The following is a 15,051-nucleotide window of genomic DNA, read 5'->3' as shown; positions in this document are numbered from 1 at the left end:
TGCCGCCCGCCACCCGCACCCACGCGGCGGCGCGCCCGGTCACACCGGGGCCCGAGTGCTCTCGACGGCCGGCCGTACGGTGCCCGCGCGGCCGCGCGAGTGGCGGGAGAGGACCAGGTAGCAGCCGGCCGCGACCAGGCCCGAGAGCAGGAAGCTGACGTCGATCCCGCCGGTGTACGGGAGCAGCGGGCCCTGGTAGACGGGCGTGTTCACCGCGCACAGCCCCACCGCGCTGCCGACGGCCCAGGCCGTCGTGGCCGGGACGTTCCAGCCCGCCCGGTACCAGTAGATGCCGCCCCGGGTGCGCTGGTTGAGCACCTGGAGCGACTGCCGGTCGTAGTCACCCCTGCAGCGCTTGAAGCCGATCAGGGTGATGACCGCCCAGGGCGTGCCGATCGCGGTGAGCACCAGGACGAAGGAGGTCACCGCGTCCTGCGCGCTCCAGACGAAGTGGCCGAGGAAGACCAGGACCGTCGCCATCGCCGCGACCACGTAGGTGGCCTGGAGCCGGGTGGCGCGCGGCAGGATGGCGTCCAGGTCCAGGCCCATGCTGTAGAGCATCAGACCGGTGTTGCCCGCACTGCCCAACAGCCCGTTGACCAGTAGCGGGAGCAGGAACCAGGCGGGGGCGCCGGCCAGCAGGCCCGCCACGTAGTTGCTTCCGGCGCCGGTCGCGACGGCGGTGAAGGTGCCGAACAGCTGCGGGATCAGCAGCCCCAGGAACAGCCCGCCGGCCGTCGCCCACAGCACCCTGCGCGAACTGTGCCGGGCCGGGGAGACGTACCGGGTGTAGTCGCCGAGCAGGGTGATGAACGCGATCGGGCCGCTCAGCCCGGCCGAGACCACCGCGAGCAGCCAGGTCGGCCAGAAGCCGCCGAGCAGGTACGTGCCGTGCGCGGAGGCGCTGAAGTGCGGCGCGAAGGCGATCAGACCGGCCAGCAGCAGGCCGGACATCGCCCACATCAGCACCTTCTCCAGCTTCAGCAGCAGCCGGTAGCCGAAGACCGCCGCCGTCGCGCTGAGCGCGGCCAGCACCGAGTACGTCACCACGTACGCGGCGCCGTCCGTCGGCAGGCCGAGCATCCGGTTCAGGGCGCCGACCACCACGTCGCCGCCGACCCAGAGCGACAGGGCGGTGTAGCCCAGCGAGAGCAGCAGGCCGACCACCGAGCCGATCAGCCGGCCCCGGACGCCGAAGTGCGCGCCGCTGCTGGTCGAGAGGTTGGTCGCGCTGCGCAGCGAGATCAGGGCCAGCGGCGCCGTCAGCAGGATGCCGAGCGCGGTGCCGAGCACCAGCGAGGTGGCGGCGGCCCAGAACGAGAGGCCGAACGAGACCGGCAGCCAGCCGAAGACCACCACGCCGAAGGCGAGGTTGGAGCCGACCAGGATGCTGAGCACGTCGCGCGGGGTGCTGGTGCGCTCGGCCTCGGGGACTGTCTCGACACCGCGCTGTTCGATCAGCGGGGCGGAGGGGGTGTGCGACATGGAGAAGGTCTTCCTGGTCCTCGACACGGCGGCCCGACGGGGGACGGGCGGCCGGTGACGGCCGGCCAGGGGGCGGGCGGCCGGCTCGTCCATGATTCGCGGCGGCCGGCTCCCGGCACAATGGCCGATCGTCCAGGGCGAGGGTGGTACCGCCCCGGTGTGTCTGTGCGGTCGTACCGCCACAGAAGGAGTCAAACCGTCCCGATCGGGTGAACCACGGGCCGGTCCGCCTCCCGGCCGCCGTGGTCGCTCCGCGTGACTGGCAGACTACGGATGTGAACTCCCTGCTGCGCACCGCCGTCCTGCTCGCCGTCACCGGCAGCCTGCTCACCGGCCCTGCCGCCGTCGCCGCCGTGCCCACCGGCCGGGACCAAGGGCCCCAGTACGTCCGGCTCGACCACCCGCAGCCGGTCCGGGAGACCGCGAAGCAGGAGGCCGTCGAGTTCTTCTGGTACGACTGCTACCACTCCCAGCAGCTGGAACTCCCGCTGGAGCGCTGGGCCGAACGCCACCGCACCGACGTCGCGCTGCGCCGCGTCCCGGCGGTCTGGCCCGGCGGCCCCGAGGAGCCGACCCAGCTCGCGCACGCCCGGCTCTACTACGCGCTGGAGCGGCTCGGCGCGGCCGACCGTCTCCAGGTCGACGTCTTCCGCGCCGTCCGCGAGCAGCACACCGACCTGACCACCGAGGACCTCGCCACCGCCTGGGCCCAGCTGCACGGCCTGGACGCCGCCCGGTTCCGCGCCGCCTACCGCTCCCCGGAGGTTGACCGGGCGACCCAGGAGGCTCCCGAACTGTTCCGCCGCTACGAGGTCGCCGAACTCCCCACCGTGGTGATCCAGGGCCGCTACCGCACCGGCCCGAGCGAGGCGGGCGGCGTCGAGCAGGTCCCCGCCGTCCTCGACCGGCTGCTCGAACAGCCCTGACATCCGCCGGTCCAGGGCGCCGCTCACCGTGCGGTCGAACGGCGCCCGGGGTACCGGACAGGCGCGTGCCCGGCGCCTACGCGCTACGCCGCAGCAGCAGCGTGACGAACCCCAGCGTCCCCCGGTAGCCGCCGAGCCACCCCGCCCGGTGCTCCGCCGCGACCGCCGCCGCCTGCGCACTGTCCGGGTGGTCCGGGTGGTCGAGCGCCCACCGCGCGAGCGAGCCCGTCCAGGACCACTCGTAGTCGTCCCACTCCCGCAGGCTGCTGATGTGCCCCTGGACGGGAGTCCACCCCTCGGCGACCACCCGTGCCACGGTCGTCGGCAGGTCGGCGAACTCCGCCGGGTCCGCCCCGCCGAGCCCCGCCAGCGCCGCCGGGTCCGGCTCGCGCTCCCAGTACCCCTCGCCGACCAGCGCCACCCCGCCGGGCGCCAGGTGCCGGGCGACGGCGGCCAGCGTCGGCGCCAACCCGCCGAAGGCGTGCGTCGCACCGACGCACAGCACCACGTCGAACGGCTCCGGCAGGCCGAACTCGCGCGCGTCCTGGTGGTGCAGCCCGAGCCGCTGCGCGACCCCGAGCGTCTCGGCGGCCCGCTGCGCCAGCGTCAGCGCCTCGGCGTCGGTGTCCACGCCGACCGCGCGCAGCCTCGGGTGCGCGGCGAGCGCGCGCAGCAGCCACGGCGCCTCGCCGCAGCCGAGGTCCAGCACCCGCCCGGTGCCGTCCCCGACGGCCTGGTCGAGCAGCCGCCGCACGCTCCCGTCGGAGAGCGGCGCGGCGACGGGGTGTGCGGAATGGGCGATCCGGGAGATCTGCTGACGTTCCATCGGATCAGTCTGGCGCAGAACCCGCTCCCGTGAAACGGGCTTTCAGCCGGTCCTCGGATAGGTCCGGCCCTTCCAGGCCGAACCCCGCCCGCGCCAGTGCTGCACGGCGGAGTCCACCGTCATCAGCAGGTACAGCAGCGCCGTGAACGGCAGCAGCAGCGCGGCCCCGGCCGGCTGCCGGTAGTACCGCACCATCGGCAGGAAGGTTCCCGCCATCAGCGCCCAGGCCGCCGCGCCCGTCAGCAGCACCGACGGCCGCCCGCCCACCAGCCCGGCCACCGTCGCCACCGGCGGCACCAGGTAGACCAGCGACAGCCCGAGCACCGTGCCGAGCAGCAGCGCCGGCGAGTGCCGCAGCTGCGCGTACGCGCTGCGCGAGACCATCTGCCAGAGCTGCGCCAGCCGGGGGTACGGGCGGACGCTGTCGACCTGCTCCGCCAGGCCGAGCCAGATCCGCCCGCCGGAGGACTTCACCGCCCGGGCCAGCGAGACGTCGTCGATCACCGCGCCCCGGATCCCCGCGATCCCGCCGGCCCGCTCCAGCGCCTCGCGCCGCACCAGCGAACACCCGCCGGCGGCCGCCGCCGTCCGGGCGCCGGGCCGGTTGCTCCGGCGGAAGGGGTACAGCTGCGCGAAGAAGTACACGAACGCCGGGACGATCCGCCGCTCCCAGGCCGTCGCCACCCGCAGCCGGGCCATCTGCGAGACCAGGTCCAGCCCGTTGCTCTCGGCGGCGGCCACCAGCCCGGCGAGCGAGTCCGGACCGTGCGCGATGTCGGCGTCGGTGAGCAGCAGGTACTCGGCCCCGGTACCGGCCAGTTCCACGCCGTGCCGCAGCGCCCAGAGCTTGCCCGTCCAGCCGGGCGGCAGCGGGGGAGGGGTGGTCACGGTGAGCGGCAGGCCGCCCGCCGCGCCCAGCCGCTCGGCGAGCGCGCCCGTGCCGTCCGAGCTGTGGTCGTCCACCAGGATCACCCGGGCCCGGCCGGGGTAGCGCTGGGCCAGCAGGCTCGGCAGGCTGGCCGGCAGCACCTCGGCCTCGTCCCGGGCGGGTACGAGCACCGCCACCTCGGGCCAGCGCGCGGGCGGGCGGCGCGGCGGCAGCCGCTGGTCGGTGCGCCAGAAGAACCCGTGGCAGCAGGTCAGCCAGAGCCAGCACAGCAGGGACGACACCGAGAGCCAGCGCAGCACGGTCACCCCGGCAGTCTGCCGCACCGGACCGCCGGACCAGGGGCGGCAGGGCGGGTTCCAGTAGAGTTTCGCCTTGTGAAGATCGCACTGGTGGACTCCGGCATCGGCCTGCTCGCCGCTGCGGCGGCGCTGCGCCGCCTGCGGCCCGACGCGGACCTCGTGCTCTCCTCGGACCCGGACGGCATGCCCTGGGGCCCCCGTACCCCCGACGACCTGACGGACCACGCGGTGGCCTGCGCGCGCGCCGCCGCCGCACTCCGGCCGGACGCGCTGGTGATCGCCTGCAACACCGCGAGCGTCCACGCGCTGGAGACCATCCGGGCCGAGCTGGAGCCGGAGCTGCCGGTGATTGGCACCGTCCCGGCGATCAAGCCCGCCGCGGCGGCCGGCGGCCGGGTCGCGATCTGGGCCACCCCGGCGACCACCGGCAGCCCGTACCAGCACGAGCTGATCCGCCGCTTCGGCGGCTCGGCCGAGGTCACCGAGGTGGCCTGCCCCGGCCTGGCCGACGCGGTCGAGCGCGGGGACGCCGAGGACATCGCCACCGCGATCGCGCTCGCCGCGGCCCGTACCCCCGCCGGGACGGACGGGCTGGTGCTCGGCTGCACCCACTACGAGCTGGTCGAGCAGGAGATCCTGGCCGCCGTCGGCCCCCTCGCCGCCCCCGGGCTCCGCTGGTACGGCTCCGCCGACGCCGTCGCGGCCCAGGCCCTGCGCCGGATCGGCACCACCTGCCGCACCACCGGCACCGGGCGCCTCACCGTGCTGCACGGCGGCCGCGAGGCGGCGCTGCCCGCCGCGGCGGACCGCTACCCGGAGGGCCGCCTGCTCGCGGCGGCGCCGGTGCCCGCCGCCTGAGCGCGGCGTCTGAGCGCTCCGCCTGAGCGCTCCGCTTCGGCAGCGCCGGGCGTGCTGGTTGACCCCTGAGCCACCGCCCGAGCCCGCTCACCGGGCGGCGGCTCAGGAGAGCCCGCGCCGGCTAGCCCGGGACCGCCCGGCCCCGCCAGCGGCGGACAGCCGGTTCGAGGCCGGACAGGATCGTGTCGAAGCGGTGGGTGCTGGTCGTCGAGTCGACCTGGAGCCGGCTGATCCGCAGCGGGTGCTCCGGCAGTCGCGGCCCGAGCCGGTGGTCCGACAGGAAGCCGAGCCGGTAGCCGAGCCGGCGCAGCGCCGCGTCCGCCCGTGCGTCGTACCCGCCGTCGGGGTACGCGAAGGCGGCCGGGGGCTCGCCCAGCCACCGGGTGAGCGCGAGGTGCGCGGCCGAGATCTCGGTGTGCACCGTCGAGTCGTCGCAACGGCTCAGCCGGGGGTGTCCCAGGGTGTGGTTGCCGATCGCCACCTCCGCGTCCTGCAACGTCCGCAGGTCCTCCGGCCGCAGCTGCTCCCGCCGGGGTGCCTGCCGGTCCGCGCTGACCCGCAGCTCGTGCAGACTCCGCCGCCGGTCCGGGTCCGGCAGCGCCTTGAGCCGGGCGAGCAGGTGTTCGGGTCCGCCGTACGCGGGCAGCGCGCGGGCCCGGCCGCCGTGCGCGGCCAGGAACTGCGCCTCGTGCCACCAGAACGGCAGGTCGGTGCCGATCAGCTCCGCGATCACGAAGGCCGCCGCCGGGATCCGCCGTGCGGCGAGCGCGGGCAGCGCGTGGGTGAGGACCGTGCGGTCGGCGTCGTCGAAGGTGATCAGCACACTGCGCGGCGGCAGCGGCCGGCCCTCGGCGATCGCCCGCTCCACGGCCTGCAGCGAGACGGGCGTGGCCAGCCGGTGCAGCCGGTCGAGCTGGGCGCCGAAGGAGTTCGGGTCGGTCACCCCGTGGTACGCGAGAACGGCGAGCCGCCCGGCGGCGCGGGCCCGGAACAGCGGCTGGACGGGCGCGAACCGCAGCCAGCCGCCGCGTTCGCGTCCGGGCCCCGGGCTGGGTGCGGTGGTCGGCGGCCGGCTGGTGATGGTCGTGGACAAGGTGTACGGCACGGGTCCCCCCTCGGTCGCCGATGCGGCGCGGCGGTACCGCCGGAGTGCCGTACCCGGCCCTCCGGCACCCGGGGCGCGGCGGCTCCGCTCCCCTGGTTCTCCGGTCCACGGCGGGGACTCCCGACCTGCGCCGTGGACGGTCCTGGATAGCTCGGTGCTGGATCGTTCAATGTAGTGGAGACCACTGTCACCCACCGATGGTTGTACGGCGGTCGGCGTGTTTTCGCGCAAGCGGCCGCAGTCCTCCGAGAGCCCCCCGAGAACCCCGAGGAGCCGTCCGGCGGTCCGGCGGTCCGGCGGTCCGCCTGAGCTGTCTCCGAGCTGTCTCTGAGCTGCCTCTGAGCCGCCCGGGGTATACCGTGGGTACCATGGTGGAGACCCAACGTGACCGGCTGCTGCTGTCCGTGGTCGGCGCGGCCTGCATCGGGGTGGGCATCCTGATCGCCGTCGCCGTCCCCGAGAGCGACGGTGCGGCCTGGGTGATGGCGGTGGCGGGCTCCCTCGCGGCCGGGGTGCTGCTGCTGGGCCGGGTGGCCTTCGCGTGGCTGCGCACCGGCCGCCGAGCCGTGCTCTAGCAGCGCGCCCTTCCTGTTCTCTGCCGCGCCCGGCGGGCCGGGTCCTGCGGCCCGGCCGACCGGGCAGGCCCTAGGGTCGGATCATGGCTATCCCTTCCTTTCTGGCCGAACTTCGCTCCTACGTCGGCACCCGCCCGCTCTGGCTCTCCGGCGTCGCCGCCGTGGTCCTCGACGACCAGGGGCGGCTGCTGCTGGGCCGCCGGGCCGACAACGGCCGCTGGGCGCTCATCGGCGGCATCCTCGACCCCGGGGAGGAGCCGGCCGACTGCGCCGTCCGGGAGTGCTTCGAGGAGACCGGCGTGCGGGTCGAGCCGGAGGAGCTCACCTCGGTGACGGTCTCGCCGATGACGGAGTACCCGAACGGCGACCAGGCCCGGTACCTGGACCTGACCTTCCGCTGCCGCCTGCTCTCCGGCCAGGCCCGGGTCAACGACGACGAGTCCCTCGAAGTCGGCTGGTTCGCGCTGGAGCAGCTGCCCGACCTCGACGACTACACCCGGGACCGGCTCGCCCTGGCGCTCTCGACCGAGCGCGGGACGGCGTTCAACTTCTCGGGGTTCCCGGCCGACCTGGTCTGACCCCTGACCCCTGACCCCTGACCCCTGACCCTTGAGCCCCGACCCCGCCGGCCCGGCCGGCCTCCTGCCTGTCGGCCGGTCAGAGCTTGCGCTGCCGGTACATCTCCTCGGCCGCGTCCAGGACGGCCGTGAGGTCGCCGCCCGCCGTGGCCGTGGCGACGGCGGCCACCGCGCCCTCCACGAACGGGGCGTCGGCCAACCGGACGGGGAAGGGCAGGCCGTGCTCGTCCGCTGCCGCGAGCAGTGCCTGCACGGTGCTCACGGCACTGCCGAGGTCGGCGAGCACGGCCACGCCGTGCCCCTGGTCCACCCGGCGGGCGGCCGCCGCGACCAGGACCGCGCTGGTGCCCGGACCGTCCGCCAGGCTGCCCCCGGTGGCCGCGACCGGTGACGGGTCGTCGGTACCGGCCAGCGCCACCGCCAGCGCGCCGGTGGCCGCCGCCACCTCCTGGCTGTGCGACACCAGGACCAGCCCGACCCGGCCGTGGGCCGGCGGACGGCCCGGCCGGGGTGTGGTCTCCCGTTCGTCGGAGGCGACCGTCGGCGCGGACGGCGCGGTCGAGATCGGGATCACATCGGCGCGGTGGGCGTCCCGGCGGTCCATCGGCTGCTCCTGGTGGCCTGTCGGAGGTGCTGGGCGAGATCTGGCGGACGGACGTGAGAGCAACACTCTCGCAGTCCGTGCTCCCGCTAGCACAGTCGGCGCCCCGAAGCGGACGGAACCGGACATCTCGGCCCGCTCGGAGGAGTCCTGGTCCCAAGCCCTTCCGCGTCGTGTCCCGCTGTATACGCTGGACCTCCTGACGACCGTGGGAGGAGCCGGACAGTGACGGCGGACATGGGTACGAGCGTGGAGAACGGCGGAGTCGGCACCCTGGGGGCGGGTCGCAAGCCCCAACTGGACCTGACCGACGCCGACTGGCTCTCCAGCAGCCAGGGGGTCGGGGACGTGCAGATCGCCTTCGTCGAGGGCTACATCGCGATGCGGGACGGCCGGTTCCCGGAGGGGCCCGTGCTGGTCTTCACCCCGGGGGAGTGGCGGGCCTTCGTCCTCGGCGCCCGCGACGGCGAGTTCGACCTCACCTGAGGCCCTGGGCCCTGAGCCCTGAGCCCCCGAGCTTGAAGCCCTGGGGACGCAGTGGGCGCTCCGGTCCGTTCCGGGTCCGGAGCGTCCCCGGCCCGGGCCCGGGTTGTTCTCCATCGGCCGCCGGGGTCCGCCGCCCGGAGACCGGACGCGCTGATTCCGTCCGCCGGCCGACCACAGGCAGGAGAGGACGCCGCGAAGAGCGGAGAGTCTGGCCGACCGGCGCGAATCCGCTCGGCGGAGGTGAACGCCCGGTGGAATCCAGTTCGTGCCGGTGCGACACGTGGGACCCAAGGGGCCTGGGGTGCGGTGCCCGATCGACGGCCGCCCGGTGGTGTGCGGCGGTGTGTTTCAGGTGGGCGCCAATCACCTGTTTGTTGTTGACTGTTCGACAAGAAGCAGCCCACAGTATGAACAGACAGACGCCGTGCCCATCGCCCCCACGCGACCGAGCACGGCGCCTGCCGTGATGCCCGGCACGAGTGCCGGACTCCTCCCGTGGTGATACCCGGACGCACCAGGGTGCGCCGTCGCCGGGAGGCGTGGCCCTGGCGTCCGAGAGCGACTCGGGCACAGGTGCCGGATGCCCGGAATCCGCACGCCCCCACGCGGCGGCATCCCGGGCGAGGTTCGCGAGTGCGACGGGCCGGGGCCCCGCGAACCTGGCTTGTTGGTGTTGTGTTGGTTCGGGTCGAGACGTTTCGGGTCTGATCGGTCTGTGGACGGCTGGCGGTGCACAGGCGGTTCAGGTGGGTCGCACGACGGGACACAGTGATGGAACGCGCAGATGGGCGCGCTGCGACATACCGCCCCCCGGTGGATCGAGCCCACAGCGGTTGTCGTGCAGAACCGAACGTAGCCCGGACGGTTGCTCAGAGTCAACATTGGTCTCTGAGCGTGGATCTCGGCCGGACGGCCCACCCGCCCCGTGAGCAGGGCGTGACGGGCACGTACGATGGTGTCATGTCATTTCTCCGCCGTCGCTCCGGCTCTCCCGCAGGACCGGACTTCGACGTGCTCGCGATGGACCCGGGCGACTGGCCTGGCCACTTCGGCGCCATGGTGATGAGCGGCCCGGACGGCTCCTGCCAGGGGATCTTCCTGCGCTACGACCTGTTCGGCGGTCGCGGCCCCGCGATGTTCATCGGGAACCTCCCCGAGGGCTCGCCGGCCCGGGAGACAGCTGACGGAGTCCCGTTCGAAATCAGCCAGCTTCTCGCGGCGCTGGAGAACGAGGAGCCGGTCGAGTTCGTCTCCGCCGAGGACTTCCCGGTGATGCTCGGCGACGACCTGCTGATCGTGAAGAAGGTCAAGGTCAGCGAGGAGCGGGTGTTCTGCGCCCAGTTCGGGCGCAGCGACGGCGTCCAGGTCACCATCGCCTCCTGGGACCGCCCGATCGCCGACGACCTCTACCAGCTGCTCAAGCCGCTGCCCTCGGACATGTTCCAGCAGGACTGAGCCCGGCGGCGCGCCCCGGCGCCGGGTCCGGGCGGTCCGCTCGCCGGCGGTCCGCCACCCGGGGGATCCGGCCCCGGGGGCCGGCGCTGCTTGACGGTTTCGATCACTGCTTCGTACAGTCACCAGCATGTCGCCTCGCCGCTTGCTGCTGACCCGCCGCAGCTACCTCGATCTGCGGCGTACCGCCGGCGCGACCTGTCCGGGCTGCTGAGAGGGGGCCGCAGGCTCCCTCGGCGGCGCGCGCCCGGCTGATCCGGCCGGGCCCCTCCCTGCCTCTTGGGGGCCGCCGCATCCGGTCACCGCGCGTCCGACCCGGCGCGCCGCCCGCAGTCCGCCGAGCTCCATGCTGCCGCCCGGAGGCGTACGCACCATGACCCCCACCGCCGACCTGCCGACCGAGGGTCCGACCGTCGCCGAGAGCGCCGCCGACGGCGCCGCAGCCGTACTCGCCGGGCTGCCCCGGGTGGTCGACCTGCTGGCCGCCCGGGCCGAGGAGCACGACCGGGACGCCACCTTCCCGTACCAGGGCATCGAGGCCCTCCACGAGTCCGGGCTGCTCACCCTGACGGTGGGTCAGCGCTACGGCGGCCCGGGCGGGACGCTCACGGACACCGTCAAGGTGCTGGCCGGCCTGGGCCGCGGGGACGCCTCGGTAGCGGTCCTGGCGGCCTTCACCCTCCTCGCGCACGCCGAACAAGCCCGTACGGGCAACTGGCCGGCCGCCTGGTACCGGCGGCTGCTCGCGGAGTCCAGGCGCGGTCCGGCCCTGGTCAACGCGCTGCGCGCGGAGCCCGGCGGAGCGGGCGGGCTGCCCGCCACGGTGGCCCGCCGAAACGGCGCGAACTGGTCGCTGTCGGGGCGCAAGACCTTCTGTGCCGGAGCCGAGGCGCTGGCCTGGCTGGCGGTCTGGGCCCGCACCGACGAGCCGGTCCCGAGGACCGGGCTCTTCCTGGTGCGCGGTGACAGCCCGGGCATCGAGGTCGATCCGGTCTGGGACCAGCTGGGGCTGCGGGCCAGCGCGAGCCACGACGTGCAGCTGGACGGGGTCGAGGTGGCCGCCGACGCCGTCGTCGGGCTGGCCGAGCCGGACGGGCGGCGGGCGGACGAGGAGCGGATCGGCGCGGCCTGGCACGACCTGGCGCTCTGCGCGGTCTCGCTCGGGGTGGCCCGCTCCGCGCTGGACTGGCTGGTCCGCTTCCTGCGCCAGCGCACCCCCGCCAACCTGACCGAGCCGCTGGCGACGCTGCCCCGCTACCGCAGCGCCCTGGGCGAGATGGCGAGCTCGCTGATCGGCGCCGAGGAACTCGTCGCCGGGCTGGCCGCCGGGATCGACCGCGGCGACCCGGCGGCGGTGGACCGCGCCGGAGCCGTGCAGCTGCTCGCCAACCGGGCCGCCACCGCCGTCGTGCAGCAGGCCGTCGCCCTCACCGGCAATCCCGGCCTGAGCCGCCGTCACCCGTTGGAGCGGTACCTGCGTGACGTCCTCACCGGGCGGATGCACTTCCCGCCGGAGGAGGCCGTCCTGGAGGACGTCTGCCGCTCGGCTCTCGGGTAGCGCCGCGGGGGTGCGGGGAACCGCGCGAACCGGACGGCAGGGCGCCGTTGCTCCCGTTCTCGCGCGGTTCCCCGCACCCCCGCAGGCTGGGCTCCCGTCAGCGGGTCCCGACCGCCGCGCGGACGGCGCGACGGGCCAGCGCCGCGTCGTCGTACAGGCGCCGGATCATGATGCGCTGCTCCTCGCCGGCGCCCGGCACGTCGTGCAGCCGGATCTCCCGCATCAGCACCAGCACCAGGTTGACCAGGAACGCGTCGCGGGCCACGGTGCCGCCGGACTGGGCGAGTTGGCTGATCTGGCGGCGGGCGGCGGTGTCCCCGGAGAGCACGCTCCAGAGCACCGCGAGGTCGTAGCCCGGCAGGTACCAGCCGGCCTCCTCCCAGTCGACCAGGACCGGCCCGGACGGCGCGAGCAGCATGTTGCCGAGCAGGGCGTCGCCGTGGCAGAGCTGCAACGGGGTGTGGGCGAGTCCGTGCAGCAGGCCGCGCAGATCCCCCGCGTCGCGGTCGGTCAGCTGGCCGACCGAGTGGAAGCGGGCGATCTCCAACTGGTAGTCGAGCGGCTTGCCGAACACGTCCGTCGGCGGGCGCCACAGGTTCAGCGTCCGGACGGCGCCGAGCACCGCGCGCACCTCGCCCGGGGTCGGCGCGTTCACCGGGTGGCGCTCACGCGCCGCCGGGCGGCCGGGGACGCGCTCCAGCACCAGCACGCAGCGGTCGTGGTCGGCCGCCACCAGCCGGGGCATCCGGATCGGCGGGCGGTGCCGGACGAACGCCCGGTAGACCGCCACCTCGTGGTGGAAGCGCTCCACCAGCTGCTGGAACTGCTCGCCGCGGACGGCCTGCGGCGCCAGGCACTTGGCGACCACCGCGGCCCGGCCGATGGTGCCGGCGATCAGGATGTGCCGGCTGCCCTCCCGGAGCACCTGGCGGGGGAGGAAGGCGGGACATATCCGCGCGATGTTGGCGAGCGCGGCCCGGACGCCGGGGGTCTGCAGGGTCGCCGGGTCCACCCGGTCGACGACGGTCTCGGCGCGGCCGCGCAGCAGGCGCTCGGCACCGGCGCGGGCGGCGAGCTGGTCCACCGGACGGCCGGCCGGCGGGCGGACCGCCAGGGCCCGGGGGTCGCGGAACTCGGTGCCGCGGGGAGCGGGGCCCTGCCCGGCTCGGCCGCCGACTGCGGTGGGGGGACGCAGAGCGGTGCGGGTCTGGGTGGAGGTACCGGTTGTCGCTGAGGAGTACATGGGGTGGTGAGAATCCCTTCCTGGCCGACGGTGGCCTCTGCCAGTGAGAGCTGACGCGGGTGGTGGCGGCGCCGGGTGAGCGGTGGTGCCGCGGCGTGCAGCTGACCCCTGCTCACGCGGGTCGGAGAGCGGGGCGGAGGCGGGTGGGGGACGAGGTGGAGCGAAGGCGCCGGGCACGGAGTCCGGCCTCCGCGCACCGTCCGCACCCTGGGGAGTACGGCGGCCCGCGACTGCCGAGGCCGTGCCCGGTGCCTTCGCGCCACCCGGCCGCGCCACCCCCTCGGATGAGGCCACGGGACGGTCGTTGACCGACCGTCAGGTGACGTACCCTGAGGCGGTTTCCGGCCTTCCCGACCCGAGGTTGGGGTGGCGCAGCTCTACATGACACCCGATCGCCACTGGCACACCATGTGGCGGACCCTGGCGAAGCCTGGCGAATGGTCGCGTGGCACATGACAGCGCACTAGGGTCGGAAGAGCCGAGGAACCTGGGGGCTTCACGTGAGCAAGGGGCCGAACACCAGACTCGCCGACCTCTTCGCCCTGACCGGATGGTCCAAGGGCGAGCTGGCCAGGCTGGTCAACCGGCGTGGCGCGTCGATGGGCCAGCAGCAGCTGTCCACCGACACCTCGCGGGTGCGGCGCTGGATCGAGCAGGGGGAGATCCCGCGCGATCCGGTACCGCGGGTGCTGGCGGCCGTGTTCACCGAGCGGCTCGGCCGTGTCGTCACCACTGAGGACCTCGGTCTGGAACGACACCGGCCCCCCAGGTCGGACAGCACGCGCTCCAAGGAGCTCTGGGAGCCGGATCGGACGGCTGCGGTCCTCACCGAGTTCACGGGAATGGACCTCATGCTCAACCGACGCGGATTGGTGGGCGCGGGCGCCGCGCTCACGGCCGGCGCCGTCATCGCCGACAACCTGTACGACTGGCTCAGCGGTCCGGACGTGGCGTACGCCGCCACCCGCCCCGGCACCCGGCAAGTGATCACCCAGGGCGGCTCCCGTCCGGTCGTGGACGTCTACGAGCCCGGCCCGGTCGGCTTCGAGGAGGTGGCCGCGCTCGAACGCTCGGTCGAGGTGTTCCGGGCCTGGGACGCCTCGCGCGGCGGCGGCCTCCAGCGCAAGGCGGTGGTCGGCCAGCTCAACGAGGTGGGCGGCCTGCTGACGCACGACCTGCACCCGGTGGTGAAGCAGCGGCTCTGGACGGTCGCGGCCAACCTCGCGGTCCTGGCCGGCTGGATGTCCCACGACGTGGCCCTGGAGCCCACCGCGCAGCGGTACTTCGTGATCGCCGCGCAGGCGGCGAAGGAGGCCGGCGACCGGCCCCGGGCCGGCGAGGCGATCTCCCGGGCCGCCCGGCAGATGCTGCACCTGGGCCGGGCCGACGACGCGCTGGAGCTGGTCCAGCTCGCCCAGGCCAGCAGCGGCACCCGCGCGCTGCCCCGGACCAGGGCGATGCTGCACACGGTGGAGGCGTGGGCGCAGGCCGCACTGGGCCGCTCGGACGCGACCAGACGGGTCCTCGGTGAGGCCGAGGACCTCTTCGTCCAGGACACCGGCGAGGCCTCGCCGAGCTGGATGCAGCTCTTCAACGAGGCCGAACTGCACGGCATGCAGGCCCTGGTCTACCGCACCCTCGCCGAGCACGACCCGGGCGCCACCCGGCTCGCCGAGCTGCACGCCCGCCGCGCGATCGACCTGCGGGCCGCGAACGGCTTCGAACGCTCGGCGCTGCTGGACCGGATCACCCTCGCCTCGGTGTACTGGATCTCCGGCGAGCCCGACGAGGCCCAGGTGCAGGCCAAACTGGCGATGGCGGCGATCGGGCAGACCTCCTCGCTACGGACCTGGGACAGGCTGCGCGAGATGTACCGGCTCTCCGGCCGCTACCAGGGCCTGGCCTCGGTCGCCGAGCTCCGGGACGAGATCGACGCGGCGATGCCCCGGCCCCGGCGGCAGGCCTAGGCGCTATCACGTTCCGGCGGGCGGTGCCGGCCGTTCCGACAAATTCGGTTGAGATTATTTCTGGCATGTGCAGATCCGAGCTTGTGTGCGTAAGGGGCGCCCAGGCGGTAACCTTCGGTAATTCCGGCGCCCGGGCGCCCTCGTAGGACCGACCAGACCCCCGGCGACGGAAATCCCGTTGCCACTCAGACCGCCGCAACGGA

At 74.5% G+C, this 15,051-nt stretch carries 14 protein-coding genes; 8 read left to right on the top strand and 6 right to left on the bottom strand.

Annotation, left to right across the window (positions count from 1 at the left end):
• Positions 1-39 precede the first annotated feature (39 nt).
• On the bottom strand, positions 40-1,485 hold the full coding sequence (locus tag ABD330_RS23480; RefSeq protein WP_344467937.1) for a purine-cytosine permease family protein: 1,446 nt from the start codon (positions 1,483-1,485) through the stop codon (positions 40-42).
• A 275-nt stretch (positions 1,486-1,760) separates the two neighbouring features.
• On the opposite strand from ABD330_RS23480, the gene ABD330_RS23475 reads away from it, so the two are divergent.
• A complete protein-coding gene (locus tag ABD330_RS23475; protein WP_344467936.1) occupies positions 1,761-2,411 on the top strand; it encodes a thiol:disulfide interchange protein DsbA/DsbL in 651 nt (216 codons plus the stop codon).
• A gap of 76 nt (positions 2,412-2,487) precedes the next feature.
• Here ABD330_RS23475 and ABD330_RS23470 read toward each other — a convergent pair whose 3' ends face one another.
• Both ABD330_RS23470 and ABD330_RS23465 read right to left on the bottom strand, forming a co-directional pair.
• Positions 2,488-3,237, bottom strand: coding sequence for an SAM-dependent methyltransferase (locus ABD330_RS23470; protein WP_344467935.1), 750 nt, complete (start codon positions 3,235-3,237; stop codon positions 2,488-2,490).
• A gap of 42 nt (positions 3,238-3,279) precedes the next feature.
• Positions 3,280-4,431 carry a glycosyltransferase gene (locus ABD330_RS23465; protein WP_344467934.1) on the bottom strand — a complete coding sequence of 384 codons (1,152 nt, stop codon included), beginning with the start codon at positions 4,429-4,431 and terminating at the stop codon, positions 3,280-3,282.
• A gap of 69 nt (positions 4,432-4,500) precedes the next feature.
• On the opposite strand from ABD330_RS23465, the gene ABD330_RS23460 reads away from it, so the two are divergent.
• Positions 4,501-5,283 carry a glutamate racemase gene (locus ABD330_RS23460; RefSeq protein WP_344467933.1) on the top strand — a complete coding sequence of 261 codons (783 nt, stop codon included), beginning with the start codon at positions 4,501-4,503 and terminating at the stop codon, positions 5,281-5,283.
• Between the two features lie 121 nt (positions 5,284-5,404).
• On the opposite strand, the gene ABD330_RS23455 is transcribed toward ABD330_RS23460, so the two are convergent.
• The gene (locus ABD330_RS23455; protein WP_344467932.1) at positions 5,405-6,388 is read right to left on the bottom strand and encodes a polysaccharide deacetylase family protein; all 984 of its coding nucleotides are present in this window, start codon (positions 6,386-6,388) and stop codon (positions 5,405-5,407) included.
• Between the two features lie 368 nt (positions 6,389-6,756).
• On the opposite strand from ABD330_RS23455, the gene ABD330_RS23450 reads away from it, so the two are divergent.
• Positions 6,757-6,963 carry a hypothetical protein gene (locus ABD330_RS23450; protein ID WP_344467931.1) on the top strand — a complete coding sequence of 69 codons (207 nt, stop codon included), beginning with the start codon at positions 6,757-6,759 and terminating at the stop codon, positions 6,961-6,963.
• Between the two features lie 83 nt (positions 6,964-7,046).
• Positions 7,047-7,541, top strand: a complete 495-nt coding sequence (locus ABD330_RS23445; RefSeq protein WP_344467930.1) for an NUDIX hydrolase — start codon at positions 7,047-7,049, stop codon at positions 7,539-7,541.
• A 79-nt stretch (positions 7,542-7,620) separates the two neighbouring features.
• Here the strand turns inward: ABD330_RS23445 and ABD330_RS23440 are convergent, their stop codons facing one another.
• On the bottom strand, positions 7,621-8,013 hold the full coding sequence (locus ABD330_RS23440) for a PTS-dependent dihydroxyacetone kinase phosphotransferase subunit DhaM (protein WP_486327080.1): 393 nt from the start codon (positions 8,011-8,013) through the stop codon (positions 7,621-7,623).
• 366 nt (positions 8,014-8,379) lie between these two features.
• On the opposite strand from ABD330_RS23440, the gene ABD330_RS23435 reads away from it, so the two are divergent.
• The 3 genes from ABD330_RS23435 to ABD330_RS23425 all read left to right on the top strand — a co-directional run bounded on the left by ABD330_RS23435 (position 8,380) and on the right by ABD330_RS23425 (position 11,638).
• Positions 8,380-8,628, top strand: a complete 249-nt coding sequence (locus ABD330_RS23435) for a DUF397 domain-containing protein (protein ID WP_344467973.1) — start codon at positions 8,380-8,382, stop codon at positions 8,626-8,628.
• A 960-nt stretch (positions 8,629-9,588) separates the two neighbouring features.
• A complete protein-coding gene (locus tag ABD330_RS23430) occupies positions 9,589-10,083 on the top strand; it encodes a hypothetical protein (protein ID WP_344467928.1) in 495 nt (164 codons plus the stop codon).
• Positions 10,084-10,453: 370 nt separating this feature from the next.
• Positions 10,454-11,638, top strand: a complete 1,185-nt coding sequence (locus ABD330_RS23425) for an acyl-CoA dehydrogenase family protein (RefSeq protein ID WP_344467927.1) — start codon at positions 10,454-10,456, stop codon at positions 11,636-11,638.
• Between the two features lie 97 nt (positions 11,639-11,735).
• Here the strand turns inward: ABD330_RS23425 and ABD330_RS23420 are convergent, their stop codons facing one another.
• Positions 11,736-12,881, bottom strand: coding sequence for an aminoglycoside phosphotransferase family protein (locus ABD330_RS23420; protein ID WP_344467926.1), 1,146 nt, complete (start codon positions 12,879-12,881; stop codon positions 11,736-11,738).
• Between the two features lie 500 nt (positions 12,882-13,381).
• Here ABD330_RS23420 and ABD330_RS23415 point away from each other — a divergent pair, with 500 nt between their 5' ends.
• Complete coding sequence (locus ABD330_RS23415; protein ID WP_344467925.1) at positions 13,382-14,848, top strand: DNA-binding protein NsdB; 1,467 nt, start codon at positions 13,382-13,384, stop codon at positions 14,846-14,848.
• The last annotated feature ends 203 nt before the right edge of the window (positions 14,849-15,051 follow it).

This window comes from Kitasatospora kazusensis (assembly GCF_039529945.1).
In the GTDB taxonomy this organism is placed as follows: domain Bacteria; phylum Actinomycetota; class Actinomycetes; order Streptomycetales; family Streptomycetaceae; genus Kitasatospora; species Kitasatospora kazusensis.
This window is presented reverse-complemented; position numbering and strand designations above follow the sequence as displayed.